Origin of the sequence: Pseudomonas sp. BS3767, from assembly GCF_900099665.1 — a bacterium.
Lineage (GTDB): Bacteria > Pseudomonadota > Gammaproteobacteria > Pseudomonadales > Pseudomonadaceae > Aquipseudomonas > Aquipseudomonas cerasi.
Genome location: NZ_FNCX01000002.1, coordinates 829,972 through 853,785, shown reverse-complemented (window position 1 = coordinate 853,785; position 23,814 = coordinate 829,972). Strand labels below are relative to the sequence as shown.

Here is a 23,814-nt window from a genome sequence, read left to right as displayed (position 1 = left end):
AGGCCAAATCATCCGCAGGCCGTGTAAAAAACCGTTTCACCCGGTCTGCAACGGCTCATCCCGCCAGCCGCATGCGCCACCGTCAGATCGAACCGAGAGTTTGAAAAAGGGTTGGCATGATACCCGCTCTCGATGACTGGATAAAGGCTGAATTGGATAAAATCTGAACAGCTCTTGCCTAAGTTCGATGAGTCCGGTCAGAGGGTATTTTGTTGCTGAATTTCTGCGATCATGCAGCGTTCTTTGGTGAAAGTAGCGTGTAAAAAAGCAGTCTCGGCCGACGCTGTCGCGCCGGACGAGTCATTCCGGCGAGCGGAAGTTCAGGCTGTAGTTCACGGCCTTGGCACCTGGATCAAGGATATCCAGCGCGATATGGATCGGCGTCTGGGGTGGCATCTCTTCCTTGCCGGCCATTTCGCCGCTCAGGTATTCACTGGGCTTGAACCGACGACTGGCAATCAACTGACCGCCGGTATCGGAAAAACGCAGTTCCAGCAGGGGAAACGGCTGGGAAAACGAGGCGCGGTTGTAGATGATCGCGTCCACCACCAGAGCCCCCTGAAACTCCGGGTGGCTGCGCACGACCAGGTTGCTGCTCTTGAGCTGGGAAATGTCGACCTTGCTCGGCACCTTGCAGCCGACCTGCGGGCAAATCTGCTGAAACCACGGACGATACTGGTCCTGGCGTGCCAGCTGATCGAAGTGGTACCAGACGTATTGTCCTGCCAGGCCCGCCAGCGCCAGTACGATCAACAGACCCCAGGCCAGGCGTCGCCCCCAGCGTGGTTTGGGCCGTTGCCAGTCCAGTTGCAAAGGGTCGTCAGTCAGGTCAAGAAGTGTCTGGTCGCGCACTGCCGGTTCGTTGCGACTGCGCTTGCCCCGCGGTTCTGGCTCCGGCTCATGGTCGTCGTCTTCATCATCGTCATCCACCGCAGACCAGCGCTCGACTTTTTCGGCAGGCGGAGCTTTGCGCTGGATGATGACGGGCATCGGGGGCTCGTCATCGTCCAGATGCTTGTCCAGTGACAGCGACGGCTCGGTACGCGAGTCATCCTCCAGCGGCTCCGGAGCGTCTACAGAGTCGGTGTCCGGGATGACTTCTGCATGCAGCTCGGGCAGTTGCTCGACATCGTCGTTATGCAGCGTATCGACCCATGCCGCCTCGTCGCTCTGCCGACTGTCACGCTTCGCCGTCAGGCTCACATCGTCGTTGCCGATATCGCTTACAGGGCGGGCGAAGGTGTCAGGCCTGCGGGTCTCGCGTTGTTCGAGGCGGGCCAGTTCTTCGTCCAGATTGAGATTGTCCAGATCCAGCTCGCTGACCTGCCAGGGATCGTCCTCTTCGGGCGTCTTTTCCGGCTCCGGCTCCGGCGTCGGCAGGGCCTCCGGTCCGGGCAGGGCCGCGATCACCGGCGAGGCGGGCAGGGTCTCTTTTTCGGCGTCATCGCTGGCGCGCTGCTCGAGCAACTGCCGCGCTGCGTTGAACACCTGCAGGCAGGCTCCGCACCGCACCACGCCACGGGCCACGCTCAGTTGAGCGTGACTGACTCTGAAACTGGTCTGGCAGTGCGGGCACTGGGTGACGAAACTGTCGGTCATGCGGCTGTCCGGTTGAAGCGGCGATTAACGGCGGCGACCCGTGATGCGTACCCAGCCATCTCGGTTTGCGATCGGGTCCAGATCAAAACTTTCAGCATAGGCTGCCGCGACTTCCTCACCCTGTTCGGCAAGAATGCCTGACAGTGCCAGGCGTCCGCCGGTCCTGATCAGGGTTGCCAGTTGCGGCGCCAGGGAAACCAGCGGGCCAGCCAGAATGTTGGCGACCAGCACGTCGGCCTTCTGGGGCGGCAGATCCTCGGGCAGGTACAGCGGGAAGCGTTCGGCCGCGATATTGTTGCGTCCGGCATTGTCTCGAGAGGCTTCCAGTGCCTGCACGTCGATATCGGTACCAACGGCCTGTTCGGCACCCAGCAGCAGTGCGGCGATGGCCAGAATGCCCGAGCCGCAGCCGAAATCCAGCACGTTGCAGCCTTCGAGGTCCTGGCCGTCCAGCCACTCGAGGCACAGCGCGGTGGTCGGGTGGGTCCCGGTGCCGAACGCCAGGCCCGGATCGAGCAACAGGTTCACGGCGTCCGGCTGTGGTGCGGCATGCCAGCTCGGCACGATCCACAGGCGCTTGCCGAAACACATCGGCTGGAAGTTATCCATCCAGCTGCGTTCCCAGTCCTGATCTTCGATGACTTCGGCGCTGTGCTCGGGTAACTCTTCGCCGGTCAGCAGGCTCAGGTGTGCCAGGGCCATTTCAGCATTGGTGTCGGCTTCGAACAGTGCGAGCAGGTGGGTGTGCGCCCACAGCGGCGTGGTATTGAGTTCGGGTTCGAAAATCGGCTGGTCTTCGGCGTCCATGAAGGTCACGGACACGGCGCCGACTTCAAGAAGGGCGTCTTCGTAGGTTTCGGCTTGTTCTGGGCTGATGGCGAGACGGACTTGCAGCCAAGGCATGGCGGATTACCTTCGATTTGGAAATAAGTGCGGCTTTTACAGCCGGTGCGGCCGCAGGAAGCGGGCAAGTTTACTGCTATGCGCTGCAAACAACAAAGCCGCATCACTGCGGCTTTGTCGTGGTGAAGCAGACTGGCTTATTGATTGGCCAGTTTGTGCTCCAGGTAGTGGATGTTGATTCCGCCTTCGCAGAAGCCTTCATCGCGGGTCAGGTCGCGGTGCAGCGGGATGTTGGTCTTGATCCCGTCGACCACGATTTCGTCCAGGGCATTGCGCATGCGTGCCATGGCTTCTTCGCGGGTCGCGCCCCAAGTGATCACTTTACCGATCAGCGAGTCATAGTTGGACGGTACCTTGTAGCCACTGTACAGGTGCGAATCGACCCGTACACCGTTGCCGCCCGGTGCGTGGAAGTGCTTGACCAGACCAGGGCTTGGCACGAAGGTCTTAGGGTCTTCGGCGTTGATCCGGCATTCCAGCGCATGACCCTTGATGACCACGTCATCCTGGGTGTACGACAGTTTGTTGCCGGCGGCGATGCTGAGCATCTCCTTGACGATGTCGATGCCGGTGACCATTTCCGAAACCGGGTGCTCCACCTGAACACGGGTGTTCATTTCGATGAAGTAGAAACGACCGTTTTCGTACAGGAACTCGAAAGTACCCGCACCACGATAGCCGATATCGATACACGCCTTGACGCAGGCGGCCAGGACATCCTCGCGCGCCTTTTCGTCGATGAACGGTGCCGGCGCTTCTTCCAGAACCTTCTGGTGACGGCGCTGCAGCGAGCAGTCGCGATCGCCCAGGTGAATGGCCTGGCCCTGACCGTCGGAAATTACCTGGACTTCCACGTGACGTGGGTTGGTCAGGTATTTTTCCAGGTAGACCATCGGGTTGCTGAACCAGGCCGCTGCTTCGGCGCGGGTCTGGGACGCAGCTTCGATCAGGTCTTCTTCGCGATGAACCACACGCATGCCGCGACCACCACCGCCACCGGCGGCCTTGATGATCACTGGGTAACCGACTTCACGACCGATGCGCAGAGCGGTTGCCTCGTCTTCCGGCAGCGGGCCGTCGGAACCGGGAACGGTCGGCACATTGGCCAGCTTCATGGCGTCCTTGGCGGAAACCTTGTCGCCCATCAGGCGAATGGTGTCTGCTTTGGGGCCAATGAAAGCGAAGCCCGATTTTTCGACCTGTTCGGCGAAGTCGGCGTTCTCGGCGAGAAACCCGTAACCCGGGTGGATCGCCGTGGCGCCGGTCACTTCGGCAGCCGAAATGATCGCCGGAATGTTCAGGTAGGACAGATTGGCCGGTGCCGGACCGATGCAGACGGTTTCGTCTGCCAGGCCCAGGTGCATCAGCTCGCGATCTGCGGTGGAGTGTACAGCGACGGTCTTGATGCCCAGTTCTTTACAGGCACGCAAGATGCGCAAGGCAATTTCGCCGCGGTTGGCGATCAGAACTTTTTCCAACATCGCAGGCTCTCCCCGGGTCAAACGATTGTGAACAGCGGCTGGTCAAACTCAACCGGCTGACCGTTTTCTACCAGGATGGATTCGATCACACCGCTGGCTTCTGCCTGGATGTGGTTCATCATTTTCATCGCTTCGACGATGCAGATGGTGTCGCCTTTCTTGACGGTCTGGCCGACTTCAACGAATGCAGGCGAAGTAGGCGCCGGGGTACGGTAGAACGTACCGACCATTGGCGACTTGACTACAAAGCCGTTCAGTTTCGGAGCCGATGGCGCTTCTGCAGCGGCCGCAACCGGTGCTGCTGCCGGAGCCGGAGCGGCTGCAGGTGCAGCAACCGGAGCCGGTGCGTAGTAAGGCTGTGCCGGAGTCTTGCTGTGGCGGCTGATCCGTACGGATTCCTCGCCTTCACGGATTTCCAGCTCGTCGATGCCGGACTCTTCCAGCAATTCGATCAGTTTCTTGACTTTGCGAATATCCATTAATCAACTCCCAAGGTTCTGTAAGGGCAATGTGTCGGCCGGCTCAAGCCATATGGTCAGCTTCAGGCTGGACTCATCATGGCTTGGCACTGGCGGCCAGTTGTTCCAGGGCGGCTTCCAGGGCCAGTCGGTAACCGCTGGCGCCAAGGCCGCAGATCACTCCTACAGCGACATCTGAAAAGTAGGAGTGATGGCGGAAAGGTTCGCGTTTGTGCACGTTCGATAAATGCACTTCGATGAATGGGATGCTCACTCCCATCAGCGCGTCACGTATTGCAACGCTGGTGTGCGTAAAAGCAGCCGGATTGATCAAAATAAAATCCACACCCTCACCGCGAGCGGCGTGAATGCGGTCGATCAGTTCGTACTCGGCGTTGCTTTGCAGATACATCAGATGGTGACCGGCATCGCGAGCGCGCTGCTCCAGGTCCTGATTGATCTGAGGCAGGGTGATAGTGCCGTAGACCCCGGGTTCCCGAGTGCCCAGCAGGTTCAGGTTGGGCCCGTGTAGGACCAGGATAGTCGCCATTGCGTGTTCCTTTTATTGTCTGCGAGCGGTTTACGCCCGGCGACTATGCCGGAAGGGCAGTGGACTGTCCAGTTAACAACAGTAGCCAGCACAATGAGCGATATTCGCGCAAAGTTTATGACTCAGGGATCAGTTTTGGTCATTGGCGCTGTTCAGACGCTCGATAAGGCCTGCCGCGTCGATTTCGCCGACGACCCGTACAGTTTGCTGTTCTTCGCCGTTTTTATCGAAGAAAAGCAGCGCTGGCGGGCCAAACAGCTTGTACCGGTCAAGCAGGGCGCGTTGCTCTGCGTTGCTGTCGGTCATGTCGAAACGCACCTGCTTGTAACCCGACAAGCGGGCGACCACACCCGGGTCAGGCAGGACTTCGTGTTCGATGACCTTGCAACTGATGCACCAGTCGGCATACCAGTCGAGCACCAGCGGTTTGCCCTCGCGCCGGGCTTCGTGCATCACACGGTCCAGTTCGGCGGAGGTGGTGATCGTCTGCCACTGTGAGGCGGCCGGAGCTACCGCTCCGTTATTCGCCGTGGCGTACTCGCGGCCCAGCGGGCGCATGGGGTCGGTGTGCCCGGACAGCGCGCCGTACCAGCACGCCAGCGCATAGACCAGCAGCGCCAGCCCCAGCAGTTGGGCGAGTTTCTGCCGTGTGGTTTTGACATTGAATTCCAGGGTGCCGAGAAACAGTGCGACACCGGCCGACAACAGACCCACCAGCAACAGCGTGACTTGCCCTGGCAGTACGCGGCTCAGCAGACCGATGGCCAGCCCCAGCAGCAGCACACCGATGGCGTTTTTAACCGTCACCAGCCAAGGGCCGCTTTTCGGCAGCCATGTGGCACCACCGGTTGCGATCAGCAACAGCGGCGCGCCCATGCCCAGGCCCAGCGCGAACAGTTTCAGAGCGCCGCCGAGTGCATCGCCGCTGGCGCTGATATACAACAGCGCACCGGCCAGAGGCGCCGATACGCAAGGTGACACCAACAGGCTGGAGACCACGCCCAGCACCGCTGCACCCCACAATGAACCGCCCTGGGTCTTGCCGGCGATACGGTCCAGACGAGAGCTGATGGACTGCGGCAGGCGCAGTTCGAAAGCGCCGAACATGGCAATGGCGAAGATCACGAAGAATGCCGAGAACGGCACCAGTACCCAGGCCGATTGCAAGCGCGCCTGCAGGTTAAGGCCTGCACCGAACACACCCATCAGCGCGCCCAGCAGGGCAAAGCACGCCGCCATCGGCAGTACGTAAGCCAGAGACAGGCTCAGCCCGCGCAACCCGCCAACCTGGCCGCGCAGCACCACGCCGGACAGAATCGGCAACATCGGCAGTACACACGGTGTGAAGGTCAGGCCTACGCCTGCGAGAAAAAACAGCGCCAGTTCTTTCCAGCTCCAGGCGGCCGCTGTGGCTGCGCTGGCAGACGCCTGGTCGCTCGGGCTGGCGGCTACGTCGCCAATGCTCAAACGCTCGGTTTCAGGTGGATAGCACAAGCCCTTGTCGGCGCAGCCCTGGTACGTGACGGCGAGGGTGAAGGGGCGCTGTTCGCCGGGTTTGCGTGGCAGGTCGATATCGAGAATGCCGTGATAGACCTCGACATCGCCAAAATACTCGTCGTGTTTCTGCTCGCCCTTGGGCAGTTGCGCTTCGCCAAGGCCGATGTCGGCAGGCTCGGTGCGGAACTGAAAGCGGTGGCGATACAGGTAGTAGCCATCGGTGGCGACCAGCCTCAGCTTGATCGACTCCTGCGTCGTTTCGATCAGGCTCAACTGAAAGGCCTGACGCACTGGCAGGAAGTCCTTGCTGTTATCCAGCGAGCCGCCGCCCAGCGTGGATGAAGGTCGGCTGTCCAGCAGACCGGCGCCGGAGGCGGGTAGGGCCAGGATCAATAACAGCAGGCATAACAAACGGCGCATGGCAGTCTCGAATCTCGAAAGTCTGCGCATGATAACGGAGTGCCCGGCGGCGTGCCGAGGGCAGGTTGTAAGTGTGGGTGTCAGCAGGCCCACGACGTGCCGGAATTATTTCTTGCCCGAGGAAAAGCTGCCACCCGCTTCCTGGTCGTAAAAATCCGGGATCTTGTACTTATACGTGTCCAGCCAGCGTTGCAGGCTGAGGTCACGTTCTGCCGCGGTATTGACCTGCGGCGTCGGCGAAGCGGCCTTGCCGCTGGCTTGAAGCTGCAGCCAGGTCTCGGTCTGTCTGGTTTCAGAGGCCGCAGTTTCATTGTTGTCTGCCCAGGCATCACCTGCGCTCAACAGCAGTACACATCCGGTGAGTATGAGGCGCTTCATGGTCGTACCTCCTGGGACTGACGATCATTTTGTCCTGTCAGGCTCGCAATGGGCCGTGCAGATGCTCGAGGGGCGGCAGGGGGCTTCCGCAATTGCTCGGCACGCGCCTGGGCATCGGTCACCTGCTCAGGCGTCAGCCCGGCCCGCGACGCCAGTTCGGCGGCTTGCGTCCAGTTATTCTGATAGATCAGCAGCGTGGCCAGGTTCACCGCCGCCAGCGAGTCCGATTGTTTGAGCTCCATGGCCGTCAGGAACTGAAAGCGTGCCTGTTCCAGTTTCAACTGATTGAGGTAGACGACGCCCAGGTCATTACGGATCTTTTCATCGGTCGGTTGCAGTTTGCTGGCCATCAGCAGGTGTTGCTGTGCCAGCGTGTTGTCACCACGCGCTGCGGCCAGTTGCCCTAGGCCATGCTCACCCTCGGCTGCCCGGCAGGTGCCCAGCAGGCTGCGGTACAGAGGCTCGGCCTCGTTGCTGCCCAAAAGCCGCAACACCCGGGCCTTGCGCAGGCGAACCTCGCCCAGGCTGTCGGGCAGGCTTTCCAGATTGGCAAGGCTGGCATGCAGGCGGCCTTCATCGGCCATGTTCTGAGCCAGATTCAGGGAGAACTCCTGATCCGAGGTCAGCTTGGGGCACTGGCCTGGCTGAGCCGTGGCCTGCGTCCAGAGGGGGCGACCATCACTGGCGCATCCGCCCAGCAACAACAGCCCGAGTAGTACGATCACTGGTTTCATTGCAATGCGTCCTTTCGTCCACGGGTAACACCGGGTCAACTGCCCAGTGCGCGGCTTATTGCCATGAAGCCTGGCCCGGCCAGAACAATCAGCAGGGCGGGGAACAGAAACACCATCATGACCACCGACATCTTTGCCGAGAGTTTGGAAATGTATTCCTGCAGACGGGTCAGGCGTCGGTCGTCGATCAGTTGCTTGAGCATGAGCAGAGACTTCAACGCGCCGCCGCCCTGATGAATCAGTTGATTGAGGATCACGCAGGTGTCGCTCAACTCGTCGACAGCCAGCAGGGCAGCGGTTTTTCTCAGTTCCTCGCCCAGCTCCAGGCCGGAGTCGACGCGCACCAGCACTACGCGGATTTCCTCGGACAGCACCGGCAACAGGTCCTTGCCTTCGTTGCTGAGCACCCGAAGGGCCTGCTCGACCGCCATACCGGACTCGAACAGGATGCGCAGCAGCGGGATAAAGGTAGAGATTTCCACCACCACTTGTTTCTGACGGCGCCGAGCTGCGGCCGCCAGAATCCGCTTGGGCAGCAGATAACCGACTCCCAAGGCAAAGATCGGCGCGATGAGCGGTTGCTGGACGCCTTTGAAAAACAGCAGTTGGCCGAGGATGACCATGACCATCAGGCCGACCGGAACGCCGACCTGGCAGGCCGCGAACAACGAACGTTTGCTGGCGCGCCGCCAGCCGATGCGGTTGAGCAGTATCTGGGTTTCCGAATCCAGGCTGATGCTGCGTTGGCCTATGCGGGTATCGCCGAGCAAGCGCAACAGGCTGCCGATGCGGCTTTCGCGGATCACCTGGCCCCTCAAGCGCCTGGCCACCAGACGTTCATTGCGGCGTTGACGGGCTACGCCGGACAACAGCAGAAATGCTGCAGCGGCAAGCATCATGGCAGCGAATACCAGTTCCATCTCAAATGCTCCTCAACATGCGCCACAGCACCACGCAGCCCGTGACCTGCAGCGCGAAGGCCATGCTCAGCATGATCTTGCCGCTGTCGTCGTCCCACATATGCAGCAGATAACTGGGGTTCACCGCCAGAAAGTAACCGGCCATGGTGATCGGCAGCAGGGCCAGCACCAACGCAGTCATGCGGGTTTCGCCGGTCATGGCGCGCAATTGACGACCGGCCTGTTCCCGATCGCGAATCAGCTTGATCAGGTTTTCCATCAGTTCGCTGGCATTGCCGCCATAACGGTGATTGACCCGCAAGCCGATGGCGAACAGGTGAAACTCGTCGCGCTCATACAGTTCGGCAAAATCCCTCGCCGCATCCGGCAGGCTGACGCCCAGCTGTACGTTACGCTCGATCCGGCTCATGCCGTCCTTGAGCGGCTGGTCCGTGGCATCGATGCCGTGCAGTACCGCGTCGGCCAGGGTTCTGCCGGACTTGAGGCTGCGCACGGTATGGTCGAGCAATTGCGGCAGTTGCTGGATCATGCGGCGCACGCGCACCTCATAGCGCCATGAAACGAACAGGCGCAGTGTCAAAGGCACCGCCAGCATGACGCTGATCGCGCCGACGCCCCCCGCCATTGCGTAGCCGATCAGTATCAGCAGCGCATACAGCGTCAAGGCCAGGCCCGCGCGCTTGGTCGGCTGTCCCAGCCCAGCGCGCAAAAAGGCCCGATCCAGGTAGGTCCAGCCGGTCTTTTCGACCACAGGTTGCACTTGCCCGGCCATCAGCCGCTGCCTGACCCGCTCACTGGCACCCTGGTTGAGCGCCAGATAGAACATGCGAATGGACGCCATCAGCAGCATCACGGAGATCAGGCCCAGTACCAGTGACGCACTCATGCCGACTCCCTGGTCATGTCAGTAGCCAGGCCGCAGCTTGTCGCCGGCAGCGTGGGCCGCTTCGCGCATGAAGCCGACCCCGGTGCGACGATCAACGCGGAACAGGGTATTGGTGACATAGATGTCATCGCGTATGCCGACCACTTCCACCACTTCACTGACACAGCGGCGCCCGTCAGGCAGACGCGTCAGTTGGATAATCACATCCAGTGCCGCGCAGACCATCTGGCGCAGGGTCTTTTCCGGGATCAGCCGCCCGGTCAGGCCCACCAGCGTTTCCAGGCGCAGCAGGGCATCCTGTGCATTGTTGGCGTGCACGGTACTCATCGAACCGTCGTGGCCGGTGTTCATCGCCGTCAACACGTCCAGCACTTCGACACCGCGGATCTCGCCGAGGATGATGCGGTCCGGGCGCATCCGCAGCGAGTTGCGGATCAGGTCGCTGGCGCGCACCTCGCCATGCCCTTCGGCGTTGGGCGGGCGGGTTTCCAGGCGCACCACATGCGGGTGACTGAGCTGCAACTCGGCGACGTCCTCTATGGTGACCAAGCGCTGATTGCTGTCGATCAACTGGCTCAGCACATTGAGCATGGTGGTCTTGCCCGTGCCGGTGCCGCCGCTGACCAGAATGTTGCAGCGTTTGCCGACGGCCTCCTGGAAGAATTCGAAAATCGACTGATCGATGGTCTGCATGGCCACCAGGTCAGCGCTCTTGAGCATGTCCTTGCGAAACTTCCGGATCGACAGACACGGGCCGTCCAGCGCGATGGGCGGAATGATCGCGTTGACCCGGCTGCCATCGGGCAGACGCGCATCGACCATCGGTGAGGATTCGTCCAGGCGGCGCCCGAGTGGTGCCAGGATGCGCTGCATCACGCGCTCGACATGGTGCGAATCGATAAAGCGCAGGTCGGTGTGGTGCAGCACGCCATCGCGCTCGACAAATACCTTGCCTGGCCCGTTGACCAGAATTTCCGTCACCGAAGTGTCGCGCAGCAGCACTTCCAGCGGGCCGAAGCCGGTCAGTTCATCGACCAGCTCTTCAGCCAGGCGCTCCATTTCGTAACGCGAGATGGCCAGCCGCAGCCGTGCGACGTATTCGGCCACCTTGTCGATGACGAATTGCGCCAAGGCTGGCCTTGAGCCTTCGAGCAGACTTTTGCCGCTTTCCTCCATGCCATCGATGATGTAACGGTGCAGCACCAGTTTCAGGCCTTGCCCCTCGTCAGGCTTGCCTTGCGTGCGCGATGAGACGCCAAACAGTTTCTCCGCCATTACCGGTTCCCCCACAGTCGAGCGAGCCAGCCCTGATCGGGTTTCTCGCGTGCCTCGGCATGCCGTGCCAAATGCTCGCCAAGCCGCCGCAGCCCGGAGCACAGAGCGTCGCGTGAGGCCAGTTCGAACAGCGTCACGCCCTGATTCTTGGCGTTGAGGCGCAGCTCCGGGGCAAGCGGCAGTACCGCCAGCACCGGCAGGCCGAAGGTTTTGCTCACGGTTTCGGAATTGGGTGCAACCGAGCGCTGATAGCGATCGACCAGCAGGCTGGCGTGCTGCATTTTCATGCCTTTTTCGCGCCAGTTGTTGAGCACCGTCAGGTTGCGTCGACAGCCCAGCACGCTCTGGTCGGTGTACCACAGCAACTGATCGCAATGGCTGACCAGCGAGCGCAAGGCCTCGCTGTCCGGCTGCCCCACCAGGTTCACGACCACATGCTGAAAATGCTGGCGCAGTGCGCTGAGCAGCATATAAAGCTCGGCGGCGCTGGACTGTTCCAGATGATCGTCGGCTTCGCTGTAGGCCAGAATGCGCAGGCCGCTTTCGCTGGTGGTGAAGGCGCTGTCGATCAGCGTTGCATCGAGCCTGCGCAAATGGCGCAGGGCGTCACCGAAGCTGAAGGTCGATTCAAGACCGAGCATCAACAGGCTGTCGCCGCGTGGCAGGCCGAGGTCCAGCAGCAGCGTGCGCTGGCCGGTCTTGTGCACGACCATCGCCAGGTGCGTCGCGATCAAGGCCCCGTCGTCATCGCTTTGCACACCGTACAGCACCGACAGGCCGCTCATGTTCGGGTTGGGCGTCACAGCGGGAAGGCGCTTGCTCAGACGTCTGACCAGGCCGGCGACCTCACTGGAGCGGGACCCGTAGGCAACGAAGTCCCTGGCCCCGGCGCGCATGGCGTTAAGCACCAACTGGTTGTCCATGCCATCGCCGAGCGCAACGATGGCCAGCATCGGCTTGGCTTCCAGCGCACTTTCGATCAGGGCGCTCTGAGTCATCAAATGCTCACGGTCGAGCCCGACGAACACCACGCTGGCAAACGTCACGTCCACCAGCGCCAGGAGGTCGTCGAGGCTGCCCGTACCGGCACTGACCACCTGACCCAGCGAACCCAGAGCACTTTGCAGCCACTCCAGGTCGGTATTGTTACGGGTGATTGCCAGGAAGGTCTGGCTCAGGCTCTGGCTCATTTGGATAATCCGTCGCGGCGGTCGAAATCGCCGTTTTCCAGAAAATACAGACGCGGGAAGCTCGGGTCATAGGTGCGCAGCCCCTCGCCTGGCAGTGACGGCAGGCGGGCGTTGGCGGCCAGTGGCTGGACCAGATGCGGGGTGACGATCATCAGCAGTTCGCGCTCGTCGCGCTGGATTTGCGAGCTGCGGAAAAATGCACCGAGAATCGGGATGTCGCCGAGGCCGGGAAACTTGTCCACCGAGCCGCTGTTGCTGGAACTGATCAGGCCGCTGACCACGAAACTCTCCCCGTCGGCAAGCGCAATGCTGGTGTCGGTACGGCGGATGTTGAGTGCCGGCACAGTGGTCCCGGCGATGGTGATACCGGCCGAGAAATCCAGTTCGCTGACTTCCGGCGCGACCTTCAGCAGAATCCGGTCCCGGCCGACGACAGTCGGGGTCAGGGTCAGGCGCACACCGAACTCCTTGTACTCGATGGAGATGCCGTTGCCTTCACCATTGGGCACCGGCACCGGGAATTCGCCGCCGGCCAGAAAGCTCGCGCTTTGCCCGTTGAGGGCGACCAGGCTGGGGCGTGCCAGGGTGTAGGCGTAGCCGCTGTTTTCCATGGCGTTGATCATGCCCAGCACCTTGCTGCTGCCACCGCCCCAGACGATATTGAAATTGCTGTTGTTCAGCGGAATGTTTGGCCTTGTACCGCTGACGGTGCCGGGCGTGACGTTGACACCCGGCACTGTGCCGGGCGCGCCGAACAGAAAGTTGTTCGAGCCCTTGCCGAAGATCGAGGTACTGGCTTCCTTGAGCTTGGTGCGGCTGACTTCGATAAAGCGAATGTCGGTCTGCACCTGACTGGGTAACTGCGCATCGGCAGACGGCGCAGTGACACTTTCGACCATGGCTGTCGTCGCCCGGCCACGCACGAAGACCATGCTCTGGCGCGGCGCACTTGCGCAGGCCGTCCAGACCATCAGGCTGGTCGTCCCCTGCGCGACGCCAGTCAACAGAAAACCGTCGGTGCCGTTGACATGCACATCGGCGATTTTCGGATCACCCACGGCGATGCGGGTGATGGGTACCGCAGAGCGGACCTCCTGTTGAATGCCTTGGTCGATTTCCACGGCCGCCGGCATCGCGGCTAGGCCGGCACAACTGCCCGAAGCGGCCCACGCGCCTGGCGCGCACAGTGCTGCGATGACTAACGCCAGCAAACTGGGTTTTATAACTGGCACGGAACAACAGCTCATCAAATGCAATCCTTGCTCAATCAGGGAGTTTGTTGCGTGATCTGGTTACCGCGTATGACCTCGACAGCGGGAGACGTACGCGGGGTTGCGCCTGCTGTTGGCGCGCTGGCCGGCCCTAGGCTCAGCTGTCTGAAGCTGACCAGTTGGCGGTTGGCTGAATCGAGTCGCTCGGCAGCCTCTGGGCCGCCGGCGTCGTTTGCCCAGTAATCCTGCAGGTTGCCCTCGTCGGCGCTGCGCACGGCCAGACGCAGCACACCGCTTTGCGACGCCAGCATCAGGCGCGCCACCAAGGCTTGCGGCACCGCGACCGTGACGGTTCGCGCGTTGATCCGCTGCTGCTCCTGTTTGAGGCGTTCGTCAGCATTGATGTCCTGCACCGGCTTGCCGTTGCGGTCCGGACCGAGCAGCGCGCCAACGCCGAGAATGCGCAGGGCAGGTACCACAACCTGGCTCGACCGATTCGGATTGCTCACGTCCTCAGGCAGGTAAAGCAGTACATCCACGTAGTCGCCGGGGCTGAGTTGTCCGGAGGCGCCCGTCACTTCATCGACCTGCAACGCCAGGGCCCGCTCATGTGGCCGAATCATCCGCGCCAGGGTGCCGCCTGTGTCGAAGCTGCTCTCGGTGAGCCAGCTCCCGGCGGTCAGCGTGCGCCAGCTGCTGCGCCCGACAATCTTGTCGATGGCTTCAAAGCTCCCGGGTGGCGCGACCTTGAGGCGCTCGATGGTCAGGTCATCGGCCGTGATTGCGGTGTAGGCAGGAACATCCCGTGCCAGCACCACAACGTTGTGACGCACAGCATCCTCGACGGGCGGAGTCGGAGCGGGCGGGGTGGTTTGTTCGGTGGTTACAGGTGGTGCCGATTGTGGGGCATCAACAGACACTTCGGTTGGTCTGCCGACAATAATTCCCAGATACCCAGCGATTAACGCACCCAGCAAAAACACTACAGCGAGCACCATGGTGACACGACTGCTCATGGCAAGTTTCCCTTTGTCATCGCAGGACATTCTCGAACCGGTGCATCAACTTTTAAACCAAGCAACGGTGAACGGCATAACGGCTTTTAGTGACATTAGCTCATTCATTCAAAAGCGCCATTATGCTTTGGTGTGTAAGGGTTTTTTGCTGACGAGACTCCGTTTGAAGCCTTTGTTTTGGGGCATGTGCAGGGGTTATAACTTTCCGGTTAATGCTTTGTTGCGATTGTAGGTTTATGGATTGCAGACAATGCTGGAGGTGCACACAGTTTCGCATGTGTCATGCATGTTCGCGTCTCGGAGGCGCAAGGAGAAATGAGATGTTCCTGACCAAGATTTATGTAGGCGCCTATACCCGGATCAGTTGTTTTTTGAGGGATCGTGAAGCGGCGTCAGGTATTGAATACGCTTTGGTAGCGGCGATGGTTGCCGTGGCGTTGATTGCTTTTGTTCCAACGATCAGCACAAGTGTGGGGGCGATTTTCACAAAAATTCAGACTGCCTTGACGGGTACCACGACGGGTACAACGCCTGGGGCCTCCACACCTGCGGCGGGGTAGTCTATGATTGCGCTATGAGTTCACCCTGTTGAGATAACCACATGGCTGTCCACCCCATCCGCCAACAACTGCTTCTGGTTGATGACGAAGAGGACGCAAACGAGGAATTGGCAGAACTGCTCGAAGGTGAGGGGTTCTGCTGTTTCACGGCGTCTTCCGTCAAGATGGCCCTGCACCAGTTGACCATTCATCCGGATATCGCGCTGGTAATCACTGACCTGCGTATGCCCGAGGAAAGCGGCATTCAGCTGATTCGCCACCTGCGCGATCACACCTCACGCCAGCATTTGCCCGTTATCGTCACCTCCGGCCATGCCGACATGGATGACGTCAGCGATTTGCTGCGCCTGCATGTGCTCGACCTGTTCCGCAAACCGATCTATCACGTCCGTTTGCTGGAAACCCTCAACAACCTGTTTCCCGAGCCGAAGGTTTTCCAGGTTCAGTGACGACAGGCATCGCGCCCTGCAGCATGATCACGCTGGAGCATGGGTACGATAGTTAAAGGGCTAGCGTTCCTCACGCTCCAGCGTGGGAACGCCTTTCGTGACGCTCTGCGTCACACCCGTCTGCGTTCACTCCACCACGCTGAATTCAACCCGCGCCGTCTGGCCGCTCTCGTCCAGCACGCTTAACTGATAACGCCCCGGTTTACTCAGGGTGGGGGTGAAGTCTTGCCGGGTGTCGGTGTCTGCCAGAGGTTTGCCATCGATAAACCACCAGCGATGGCCACTGCCGCCGAGCGCCGAGAGCGTGAGGCGTAAAGCCTGACGACTGGCGGTAGGCAGGCGCAGGTTGTCGCCTTCGCGCACGCCGACAATGCTCAGCGGGGGCGCCAGGTTCAGGTTCTGCGGTGGGCAATCCGGGTCAGCGAGCGGCAGGCGTGCATCACGCCGCTCTGCTCTGGGCAGCCAGGGCTCAAGAGGCGCAGGCCACAGCGCGATGTCCTGCGCTCGGGCGTCCGGGCAATTGGCCGCGACGCGTAGCCCCTTGGCATTGACCCAGACACGTTCCTGCAAACCCAGCCCGAGCGGTTGGTCGGCCGCTTGCAGGGTGGGCGGCGTGGTGCCGTCAAGCGTCCAGGCGAAACGTTGGCGACGGCAATTGGGGTCGCTTTTGCTCATCGGTTGACCCAGCGGCCAGCAGATGGCGGCCACACCGACGTTCTGCGGCACGGGTTGCACCGGTGCGGCGATCCCGCGCTGACTGTCGCGATTGACCAGCACATCGTGCACCTGAAGCATCAGCGGCGCCGCCGAAGCCAGCCCGAACTGCCCTGGCACCGGTGTGCCATCCGGCCGACCGATCCAGACACCGACCAGGAAACGCGGCCCGACGCCAATCGCCCAGGCATCGCGGAAGCCATAGCTGGTGCCGGTTTTCCAGGCCAGTTGCGGGCGCTGTACCAGCTCGGCGCGCGGGTCGATGTCCGGGCGCGACTGGCCACTGAGAATGCGTCGAATGATCCACGCAGCGCCCGGTGACATCATCCGCCGTTCACGCAGTCGGTCCTGCGGTTGCAGTCGAACATCGGCACTGCGCCCGCCGCGCGCGAAGGCGCTGTAGCCTGTCACCAAGTCCTCTAGCCGACTGCCTGCGCCGCCAAGAATCAGTGCCAGACTCGGCTCGGCCAGCGGCGGCAGGGTCAGGGGGACGCCGCCATTGCGCAGTTCGGCGGCGAAGCGCTTCGGCCCGTAGACCTCGAGCAATTGCACGGCAGGCAGGTTGAGCGACATCGACAGCGCCGAACTGGCCGCCACCGGCCCGCCGAAACCGCTCGAAAAGTTGCCTGGTCGATAGTCGCCATAGCGCCGCGGTACATCTTGCATCAGGGATTCGGAGTGGATCAGCCCGGCGTCCATGGCCATGCCGTACAGGAACGGCTTGAGCGTCGAGCCCGGCGAACGCAGGGCAGTGACCATGTCCACATGGCCGAAACGCTTGGCGTCGTTGATGTCCACCGAGCCGACGTACGCGCGCACGGCCATGTTTTCCGCCTCGACCACCAGAATCGCTGCCGACGTTCGCTCCGGGAGTCGTGCGCGCCAGCCCATCAGCAGGTCTTCCATGCGCCGTTGCAGTGAGGCGTCCAGCGTGGTGCGGATCAGTGGCGGGCTGTTGGGGCGATTCAGGCGTCGGGCCAGCAACGGCGCCAGGCTCGGTTCCTGTCGCGGTGCCAGCCACAAAGGCTCTTCCAGTGCTTCGTTCACGCTTGCTTGCGGCCACACCTGAAACTCTGCCAGGCGCCTCAGCACCTTGTCGCGGGCCTGCTGCGCCCGCTGCGGGTGGCGATCAGGACGCAGGCGGCTTGGCGCCTGTGGCAGCACCGCCAGCAATGCTGCCTCGGCGCGGGTCAGGTTCTGCGGCGACTTGCCCAGATAGGCCCAACTGGCGGCTGCGACGCCTTGCAGTGTGCCGCCGAACGGGGCGCGATTGAGGTACAGACTGAGGATCTGATCCTTGGACAGGTGCCACTCAAGCTGCAGCGTACGCCACAGCTGACGAAACTTGCCGGATAGCGTGCGTGAATGCGGATCGAGCAACCGCGCCACTTGCATCGACAGCGTGCTGCCACCCGAGACTACACGGGCACCGCTGAGGTTTTGCCAGGTGGCGCGTAACAGCGCCAGCGGATTAACCCCGGGATGGCTGTAGAACCAGCGGTCTTCGTAGGTCAGCAGGGCTTCGAGGTAGTAGGGCGAGACCTGCTCGTTGCTGACCGGGTAGCGCCACACGCCATTGGCGTCGGCAAAGCGCCACAGTGGCGTGCCGTCCTCGGCCAGGACGACGCGAGCCAGATCGTCTCTGGGCAGTGGCAGCGGCCAAAGTCGGTCGGCCAGCCAGAGGAGGGCGATCAGCAGCATGATCGCGCCCGCCAGCCACTTGAATGTTCGCGGCAGGCGCAGAAGAAATTCAGGTTTCAACGCAAAGAGCCTTTATGATCCACGGAACCTGACACGCATTGCGACAGCCAAAGCGGACAGACCATTTTCTTCACGACCCCAATCAGGACGTACATATGCAGGTAGAAGGCTTTTTTGAATGGCTCGGGCAGGCCATCGGCGCGATCATTCGCTTCTTTGTCGACGGTCTGGCGTGGTTGTTCAACGGGTTTACCCATGCTGGGGGAAATTTTGTCGATGGCTTGTCCCGCACGCTGGGCATGGACACCTCGCTGATCAGCATCATCGCACTGGTCATCGGCCTGATGCTGCTGTACTCGGCGGTCCGCGCCTTCATGCGCGCTTCGATCATCCTTGGCATCATCTGGCTGGCGTTGGGCCTCTGGTTGCTGAGCTGGATCATTCATTGATGCGTTGAAGGCTAGCCTGCCGCCATGGTGGGTGAACGGGGCGACGCCTTCGCGAGCAAGCTCGCTCCCACGTAGATACACCGAAGAACCACCATTGCTGTCGATGCAGTGAGGCCTTTGTGGGAGCGAGCCGGGCGACGCTTCGCTTGCTCGCGAAGACGATGGTTCGGGCACGCTGTTTCCGAAGCCTGTACCGGTCCTTTCGCGAACAATGCGGATCGCCGCCCCGGTCGCTCCTACTGGATATGTGGTGCGTCGGCCCCTTTGTGAGCAAGCTTGCTTCCACTGTCATGCATTCCAATCAATTGGCGATCATTTTCCCTTCACCACCATCTGCGCTGGCGCTTCGCCCAGGGCTTGCCAGTTCGGGCGGTACATGGATTCGACCTGCGGCGGCGGTATGCGGTAGGTGCCCGGGGTGACGGCTCGCGCCAGATAGAGCAGGTGCACAGTGCTGCTGCCGTCGATGTCCAGGGCTGCCACGTAGCGGTCGCCACGATATTCCTGATGCTTGATCCCGGCGTTTTCCATCGATTCGCGGATGGTTTTCACCTCCTCGCTGGCGTCTTCCAGGCTTGCCGCGCTTTGCGCCAGGTTCTGGTTTTCCAGCTCCAGGCCTGCAGGCAGCAGGTCCACCACCAGCGCATCCGGGACGCGCTGTTTGGCACCGATTTCCAAGTGCACCAGCACCAGTTGCCCGGTTTTCAAGGCGCCGATGTTCAGCGGTGCGCCGCTCAGGTTCAGGTACTCGCGGCGAATGCTCAGGTTTTCGCCACCCGCTACAGGCGCCTGGGTGGGATAACCGGAGACGGTCAGTTGCTGGTAAAGCGCTTCGACGCTCTGGTTGTGCACCGAAAGCGGCGAGGCCAGCAGCGAACCGTCCAGCTTGAGGCCCGGCTGCCGGTTGCTCAGTTCGCGGTTTTGAGTGCCGCTGACAATGCTGGCGGTCCAGTCTTTTTCCGGTTTGCCCAGCAGGTTACGGCCAGCCATGAACAGTGAATTGCTTTCCTGGGTCGACAGGTAACGATTGGCCGCCACCTCATCCGCCAAGGCGAATAGGCGCTCATCACGCTTGTCTTTGGCGAGGTCGTTTTCTTCCAGCAATGCCAGTATCAACGCCTGATCACGCAGCGAACTGCCGTAGTCGGCCAGCCATTCATTCTTGCGGCTGGCGGCCAGACCCGCCATCAGGGCCTGGTCGGCGCGGGGTTTGTCGCCCATCTTCTCCAGCGCGACTGCCACTTGCACCAATGGCAGGCCGGAGCGGGCGTCACTGCGGCGGTCGAACAGGCTGCGCAAGGCGGCGAGCGGTGCCTGCTGACTGCGCGACAGCACCAGCCCGGCATAGGCTTGCACGGCGAAGCGCGTATGTTCGGCGTTCTGGCTGTAATTGACCTGAATCTGGCCGGCATCCTGCAGATAACGCAGCAGGCGTTCACTGGCTTTCTTCAGCGCATCCGGCGGCACGGCAAAGCCCTGATCGCGGGCGCGCAGCAGGAAGTCTGTGACATACGCCGTCAGCCAGTATTCCTCGTCGCTGTCCGAGCCCCACAGGCCAAAACTGCCGTTGTAACGTTGCATGCCCAGCAGCCGCTCGATGCCGATCTCGACCTTGCGCTTGCGTTCGGCATCCGTTTCGCCGGTCAGGCCCAGGCGTTTGAGGGTTGTGGCATCGGCATACAGCGACGGGTACAGACCGCTGGCGGTCTGTTCCAGGCAGCCGTAGGGGTAGGCTTTCAATGCGCGAATCTGTTCGCCGAGGTTCAAGGGCGGACGGCTCGACAACGACAGCAGCGCCTCACGACCGGCCGGTTCGAACGCTTCCAGCGCGCCCTCCGGCAGGCTCCAGGGCTGATCATTGAGCGTGGCGCGATAATGCTTGAGCATTGCCGGGTAGGCCGGGCGTACGCCGACGGTCCATTCGCGTGTGAAGGCCGGCAGGTTTTCGCCCGGCAGGTCCAGACCTTCGACCAGCACCTTGATCTTGCCCTGACCCAGGCCGCCTTGCGCCAGCACCGGAACCTTCAGGGTGACGCGCTGGCCTTCCTTGAGCTGCAGGGGCTTGCTCTGGTCGCCGCCCGGAATGCTCAACTGGCCCTCAGCGCTGATTTTCACGTCCAGCTTCTGTGCCTTGCCCGACAGGTTGGAGACGTCCAGCGCCACGCTGGTCTGGTCGCCACCGGCAAGAAAGCGCGGCGTCGACAGTTCGGCGATGATCGGCGCGGCAACCACGGTTTTCGCCTCGGCCATACCGTAGCGGTCGTCGGTCCAGGCTTGAGCCATTACGCGCAGCTCGCCGTTGAAGTCCGGGATATCGACGCTGACTTCACCTTCACCGGCGTCATTGAGCGTCACCGGCGCACTTTGCAACGCCACGATGGTGACGCTGGTGTCCGGACGTTTGCCGCCCTTCGCCAGTGCATCGCCACCGAACGCCATGCTTGCCAGGCGCCCCTGACCGGCTTCGATCAGCTGACCGTAGATGTCCAGTTGGTCGGCTCCGTACTGCTTGCGGCCAAACAGGCTGGCAAACGGATCGGGCGTCGCGTAGCTGGTGATGTTGAGGATGCCGACGTCCACCGCCGATACCAGCACGTGGACTTGTTTGGGGACGCTGCCGTCAGCATTTTTGGCGGCGACCTTGAGGGTCAGGGGTTGTCTGGGGCGCATTTTCTCCGGCGCGGTGACCGTCAGCGCCAGCTTGCGCTGCGCCCGGTCCAGCGGCAGGTGCAGCACACCCACGGCGCGCTTGGGTGTGACATTGGCCTTGCGTTCACCGGGACGTATCACCAGAGCGGTGACGTACAGGTCGTGGCGTGCCCATTTTTTGTCCAGCGGGATGTCATACGATTTGCCTTCGGCAGGCACGTCGATTTCCTGCCACCACAGCGGACCTTCGCTGGACTCGACCAACAGATAACCCTTGCCCGCAGCCGGCGGGGTGACAGTGACTTTCGCGGTGTCGCCATCGTTGTAGGCCGGTTTGTCCAGCGCCAGCTTGACCTGATCCGGTCTGACCGCGCCGCCGTCAGTGTTGTCCTGCCAGCGATAACCGGCCCAGAAGCGCAGGCTGCTGACCATTCCGGTGGACGGGTCTTCCACCTCGACACGGTAAGGACCCCATTCGACCGGGAAGCTGACCTTGGCGGTGGCGTCCTTGGTGATGCTGACGGTTTCTTCGTTGAGGTTGAGGAATTTCTCGTTGAAGTGGTAACTCCAGCCGTCGTCGGCCGAGTAGTTCCAGTAGTAATCGCGACGCTCGCGGATCAGCCGGACTTTCACGTTGTCAGCGCCCAGCTTGTTGCCCGCCGCGTCGGCCATGACTATTTCAAAATCGGCCGGGCCGTCGCCGTTGGTCTGCGCTTCGCCCTTGGCCTCGTTGTCGTAGTCATCACCACCCGTGCTGCTGCCGAACAGTGCACGCACGCCGGGCAGGTGTTCGGCAGGCCAGATCGGCTGCACCAGACGACGGGTGATCGGCCGCCCGCCAGACTCTTGCAGGCTGGCTTGCAGAATCAGTTGCAGCGGCGATTTGGCCTGCGCCCACTCGCTTTGCACGGCGAGCGTCGAATGACCTTCGGCATCGAGGGTGACGGGCTCAAGCTCCAGATCATGCTTGAGGTCTTCCTCGGTGATCGAGCCGAACTGATAACCCGGCAGCTTCGGCACCGCCTCGCGCAGCGGGCGGACATAGACCTGACCGGTCAGCGTATTGCCCGAAGCGGGGGCGCCGTACAGGTAGCGGCCAGTGATATCGAATTGCGGGTTGTCAGCAGGCGCCACCGGCGTGTCGCTGCCCTTGAGTTCCAGCGCCAGACGCTCGGGCAGGAAGTCCTCGACCTTGAACTCGTAGAGCTGCGGTTTGCCGTCACCCAGGTTGAACATCAGTTGCCAGCGTCCGGTGGGCGCTTCGTCGGCAAGCGGCAATTGATACTGGTAGAAACCGTTGCTGTCGGCTTCCCAGACAAATTTGCGGCTGACCTGATCATCGGGACGGCGCACTTCGACGGTGATGGGCTGCGGCTTGACGGTGTTGCCGTCGCTGTCGCGCAGCAGGCCGTTGAGCAGCACGGTTTCGCCGGGGCGATACAGGTCGCGCGGGCCGAAGATGAAGAACTGCAGCGGGTGAGCCTGCGGGCCGGAGATATCGAACTCGGCCAGGTCCAGTGCCGAGCTGTTGAGGCGCAGCATGCTGGTCTGTTCGTCCTTGTGCGCCAGTACCACGGCAGCCTTGGCCGGCAATGGCAGTTGCGCGTGGCCGTCGCTGTCGGTCTTGCCCTGGGCGACGACCTTGCCGTTGTCGTCATACACATCGACGCTGATATCACTCAGCGCCTTGCCACCCTCGAGCGCTTGAGTGAAGACGTCCAGACGGTTGCTGTAACGGTGCACCGACAGGCCGATGTCACTGAGCGTCAACAGGGTGGCCGGCTGCGAGTAGCTGTAGGTGCCCGAGGCGCGCATCACCGCCAGATAAACACCTGGCTGTTGCAGGGGCTTGATACCGGCAATCGGCAGCAGCAGGGTTTCACGGGTGTTGCGCGCGGGCTTGAGGTCGAAGCGGCCGCTGTAGACCAGTTCGGCCATGGGCAGCAGTTCTTCGGAGCTGTAGCTGGACAGGCTCGACGCGCCGTCCCACTGGGCGAGGAAATTCGGCATCGAGTCGGGTTTGATGCGGAAGAACTCGACATCCACCTTGTCGACGTTCAGCGCGATCACCGGCAGGCCCTCGGCCAGACGGGTCGGCAACAGGCTGCCACGGCTGGCGAAACCGACCGAGGGCTGCAAGTCGCGGGTTTCCAGGCGGCTGATGTATTCGGCGGCAAGTTTGGCCTTGTTGACGGCCAGCAGACCGGCATCGACGGTCAGGACCAGTTTGCGCTGCGGCTCCAGGTGGCGCAGGCGCAATTCCATGAGGTTATCCGACAGTTCCCAGGCACCGTCGACCTTGCCGTTCTTGCTGTCCACCAGGTGAAGTTTTTCGTCGAATTTCTGTTCGGGGTCGAGCGGGACCGAGAAGCTCACCGACAGGGTGCTTGCGCCGTCGACCTGGATTTCCGACACGTCGATGACCGTCAGTTCGCGGCCTGCGTAGCGCTTGCTCAGCGCGGCTAGGTCGACTGCGGGTTTGGGCTTTTTGTCGTTGACCGTTGCCTGGGTCGTGGGGGCCGTGGCGGGCGCGGGTTTATCCGTGGAAGAAGAATCACAGGCGCTCAACAGCGCAAGCGCGCAAGCCAGAAACAATCCTTTGTTTAACATGGGGGCACTCATCGGCAACGGTAGAGAGGATGCGACTATATAACAGTCGTGATGACAAGTATTACTGTCAGATTGACCAGTAAGGTCACATATCGAGCGGACTGACTATCGTGCCATTGCGCGTTGGCATGCAGCGGGTGACGCAGAGCGTCACGAAATGCATT

The 23,814-nt window shown here is 61.7% G+C and carries 19 protein-coding genes; 3 read left to right on the top strand and 16 right to left on the bottom strand.

Going from position 1 to position 23,814, the window contains the following annotated elements; translation table 11 throughout:
* Window positions 1-300 precede the first annotated feature (300 nt).
* The 14 genes from BLR16_RS08295 to cpaB form a co-directional block, all read right to left on the bottom strand.
* Entirely contained in the window at window positions 301-1,599 is a 1,299-nt protein-coding gene (locus BLR16_RS08295) for a DUF3426 domain-containing protein (RefSeq protein ID WP_074805285.1), read from the bottom strand.
* 24 nt (window positions 1,600-1,623) lie between these two features.
* Window positions 1,624-2,502: a 50S ribosomal protein L11 methyltransferase gene (gene prmA, locus BLR16_RS08290; RefSeq protein WP_046718951.1), complete on the bottom strand. Its 879-nt coding sequence runs from the start codon at window positions 2,500-2,502 to the stop codon at window positions 1,624-1,626.
* A gap of 137 nt (window positions 2,503-2,639) precedes the next feature.
* Complete coding sequence (gene accC / locus BLR16_RS08285) at window positions 2,640-3,983, bottom strand: acetyl-CoA carboxylase biotin carboxylase subunit (RefSeq protein ID WP_003368837.1); 1,344 nt, start codon at window positions 3,981-3,983, stop codon at window positions 2,640-2,642.
* A gap of 17 nt (window positions 3,984-4,000) precedes the next feature.
* Window positions 4,001-4,462, bottom strand: a complete 462-nt coding sequence (gene accB / locus BLR16_RS08280; RefSeq protein WP_003368836.1) for an acetyl-CoA carboxylase biotin carboxyl carrier protein — start codon at window positions 4,460-4,462, stop codon at window positions 4,001-4,003.
* 76 nt (window positions 4,463-4,538) lie between these two features.
* Complete coding sequence (gene aroQ / locus BLR16_RS08275; RefSeq protein WP_002555369.1) at window positions 4,539-4,991, bottom strand: type II 3-dehydroquinate dehydratase; 453 nt, start codon at window positions 4,989-4,991, stop codon at window positions 4,539-4,541.
* A 129-nt stretch (window positions 4,992-5,120) separates the two neighbouring features.
* The gene (locus tag BLR16_RS08270) at window positions 5,121-6,908 is read right to left on the bottom strand and encodes a protein-disulfide reductase DsbD (RefSeq protein WP_256332946.1); all 1,788 of its coding nucleotides are present in this window, start codon (window positions 6,906-6,908) and stop codon (window positions 5,121-5,123) included.
* Window positions 6,909-7,013: 105 nt separating this feature from the next.
* Window positions 7,014-7,286 (bottom strand): DUF3613 domain-containing protein, encoded by a 273-nt coding sequence (locus tag BLR16_RS08265; protein ID WP_044309564.1) that lies wholly within the window; start codon window positions 7,284-7,286, stop codon window positions 7,014-7,016.
* The gene (locus BLR16_RS08260; RefSeq protein ID WP_072366316.1) at window positions 7,283-8,020 is read right to left on the bottom strand and encodes a tetratricopeptide repeat protein; all 738 of its coding nucleotides are present in this window, start codon (window positions 8,018-8,020) and stop codon (window positions 7,283-7,285) included. Before BLR16_RS08260 ends, BLR16_RS08265 begins: the two co-directional genes overlap by 4 nt.
* A gap of 35 nt (window positions 8,021-8,055) precedes the next feature.
* A complete protein-coding gene (locus tag BLR16_RS08255; RefSeq protein ID WP_003431722.1) occupies window positions 8,056-8,940 on the bottom strand; it encodes a type II secretion system F family protein in 885 nt (294 codons plus the stop codon).
* 1 nt (window position 8,941) lies between these two features.
* The gene (locus BLR16_RS08250; protein ID WP_044309561.1) at window positions 8,942-9,826 is read right to left on the bottom strand and encodes a type II secretion system F family protein; all 885 of its coding nucleotides are present in this window, start codon (window positions 9,824-9,826) and stop codon (window positions 8,942-8,944) included.
* Between the two features lie 18 nt (window positions 9,827-9,844).
* Window positions 9,845-11,101: a TadA family conjugal transfer-associated ATPase gene (locus BLR16_RS08245; protein ID WP_003368830.1), complete on the bottom strand. Its 1,257-nt coding sequence runs from the start codon at window positions 11,099-11,101 to the stop codon at window positions 9,845-9,847.
* Window positions 11,101-12,291: a CpaE/TadZ family protein gene (locus BLR16_RS08240; protein ID WP_003368829.1), complete on the bottom strand. Its 1,191-nt coding sequence runs from the start codon at window positions 12,289-12,291 to the stop codon at window positions 11,101-11,103. Before BLR16_RS08240 ends, BLR16_RS08245 begins: the two co-directional genes overlap by 1 nt.
* Window positions 12,288-13,538 (bottom strand): type II and III secretion system protein family protein, encoded by a 1,251-nt coding sequence (locus BLR16_RS08235; protein WP_003368828.1) that lies wholly within the window; start codon window positions 13,536-13,538, stop codon window positions 12,288-12,290. The genes BLR16_RS08240 and BLR16_RS08235 overlap by 4 nt, the downstream gene beginning before the upstream one ends.
* 20 nt (window positions 13,539-13,558) lie before the next feature.
* Window positions 13,559-14,518: a Flp pilus assembly protein CpaB gene (cpaB, locus tag BLR16_RS08230; protein ID WP_074805283.1), complete on the bottom strand. Its 960-nt coding sequence runs from the start codon at window positions 14,516-14,518 to the stop codon at window positions 13,559-13,561.
* A gap of 320 nt (window positions 14,519-14,838) precedes the next feature.
* Here cpaB and BLR16_RS08225 point away from each other — a divergent pair, with 320 nt between their 5' ends.
* Together BLR16_RS08225 and BLR16_RS08220 are read left to right on the top strand one after the other, a co-directional pair.
* The gene (locus tag BLR16_RS08225; protein WP_065350625.1) at window positions 14,839-15,078 is read left to right on the top strand and encodes a Flp family type IVb pilin; all 240 of its coding nucleotides are present in this window, start codon (window positions 14,839-14,841) and stop codon (window positions 15,076-15,078) included.
* Window positions 15,079-15,119: 41 nt separating this feature from the next.
* Complete coding sequence (locus BLR16_RS08220) at window positions 15,120-15,527, top strand: response regulator (RefSeq protein WP_003368825.1); 408 nt, start codon at window positions 15,120-15,122, stop codon at window positions 15,525-15,527.
* A 126-nt stretch (window positions 15,528-15,653) separates the two neighbouring features.
* Here the strand turns inward: BLR16_RS08220 and pbpC are convergent, their stop codons facing one another.
* A complete protein-coding gene (gene pbpC, locus BLR16_RS08215; protein WP_074805280.1) occupies window positions 15,654-18,002 on the bottom strand; it encodes a peptidoglycan glycosyltransferase PbpC in 2,349 nt (782 codons plus the stop codon).
* 95 nt (window positions 18,003-18,097) lie between these two features.
* Between pbpC and BLR16_RS08210 the strand changes: the two genes are divergently transcribed.
* Window positions 18,098-18,391 carry a hypothetical protein gene (locus BLR16_RS08210; protein ID WP_003307908.1) on the top strand — a complete coding sequence of 98 codons (294 nt, stop codon included), beginning with the start codon at window positions 18,098-18,100 and terminating at the stop codon, window positions 18,389-18,391.
* A 312-nt stretch (window positions 18,392-18,703) separates the two neighbouring features.
* On the opposite strand, the gene BLR16_RS08205 is transcribed toward BLR16_RS08210, so the two are convergent.
* Complete coding sequence (locus tag BLR16_RS08205) at window positions 18,704-23,650, bottom strand: alpha-2-macroglobulin family protein (protein WP_092194202.1); 4,947 nt, start codon at window positions 23,648-23,650, stop codon at window positions 18,704-18,706.
* Between the last annotated feature and the right edge of the window lie 164 nt (window positions 23,651-23,814).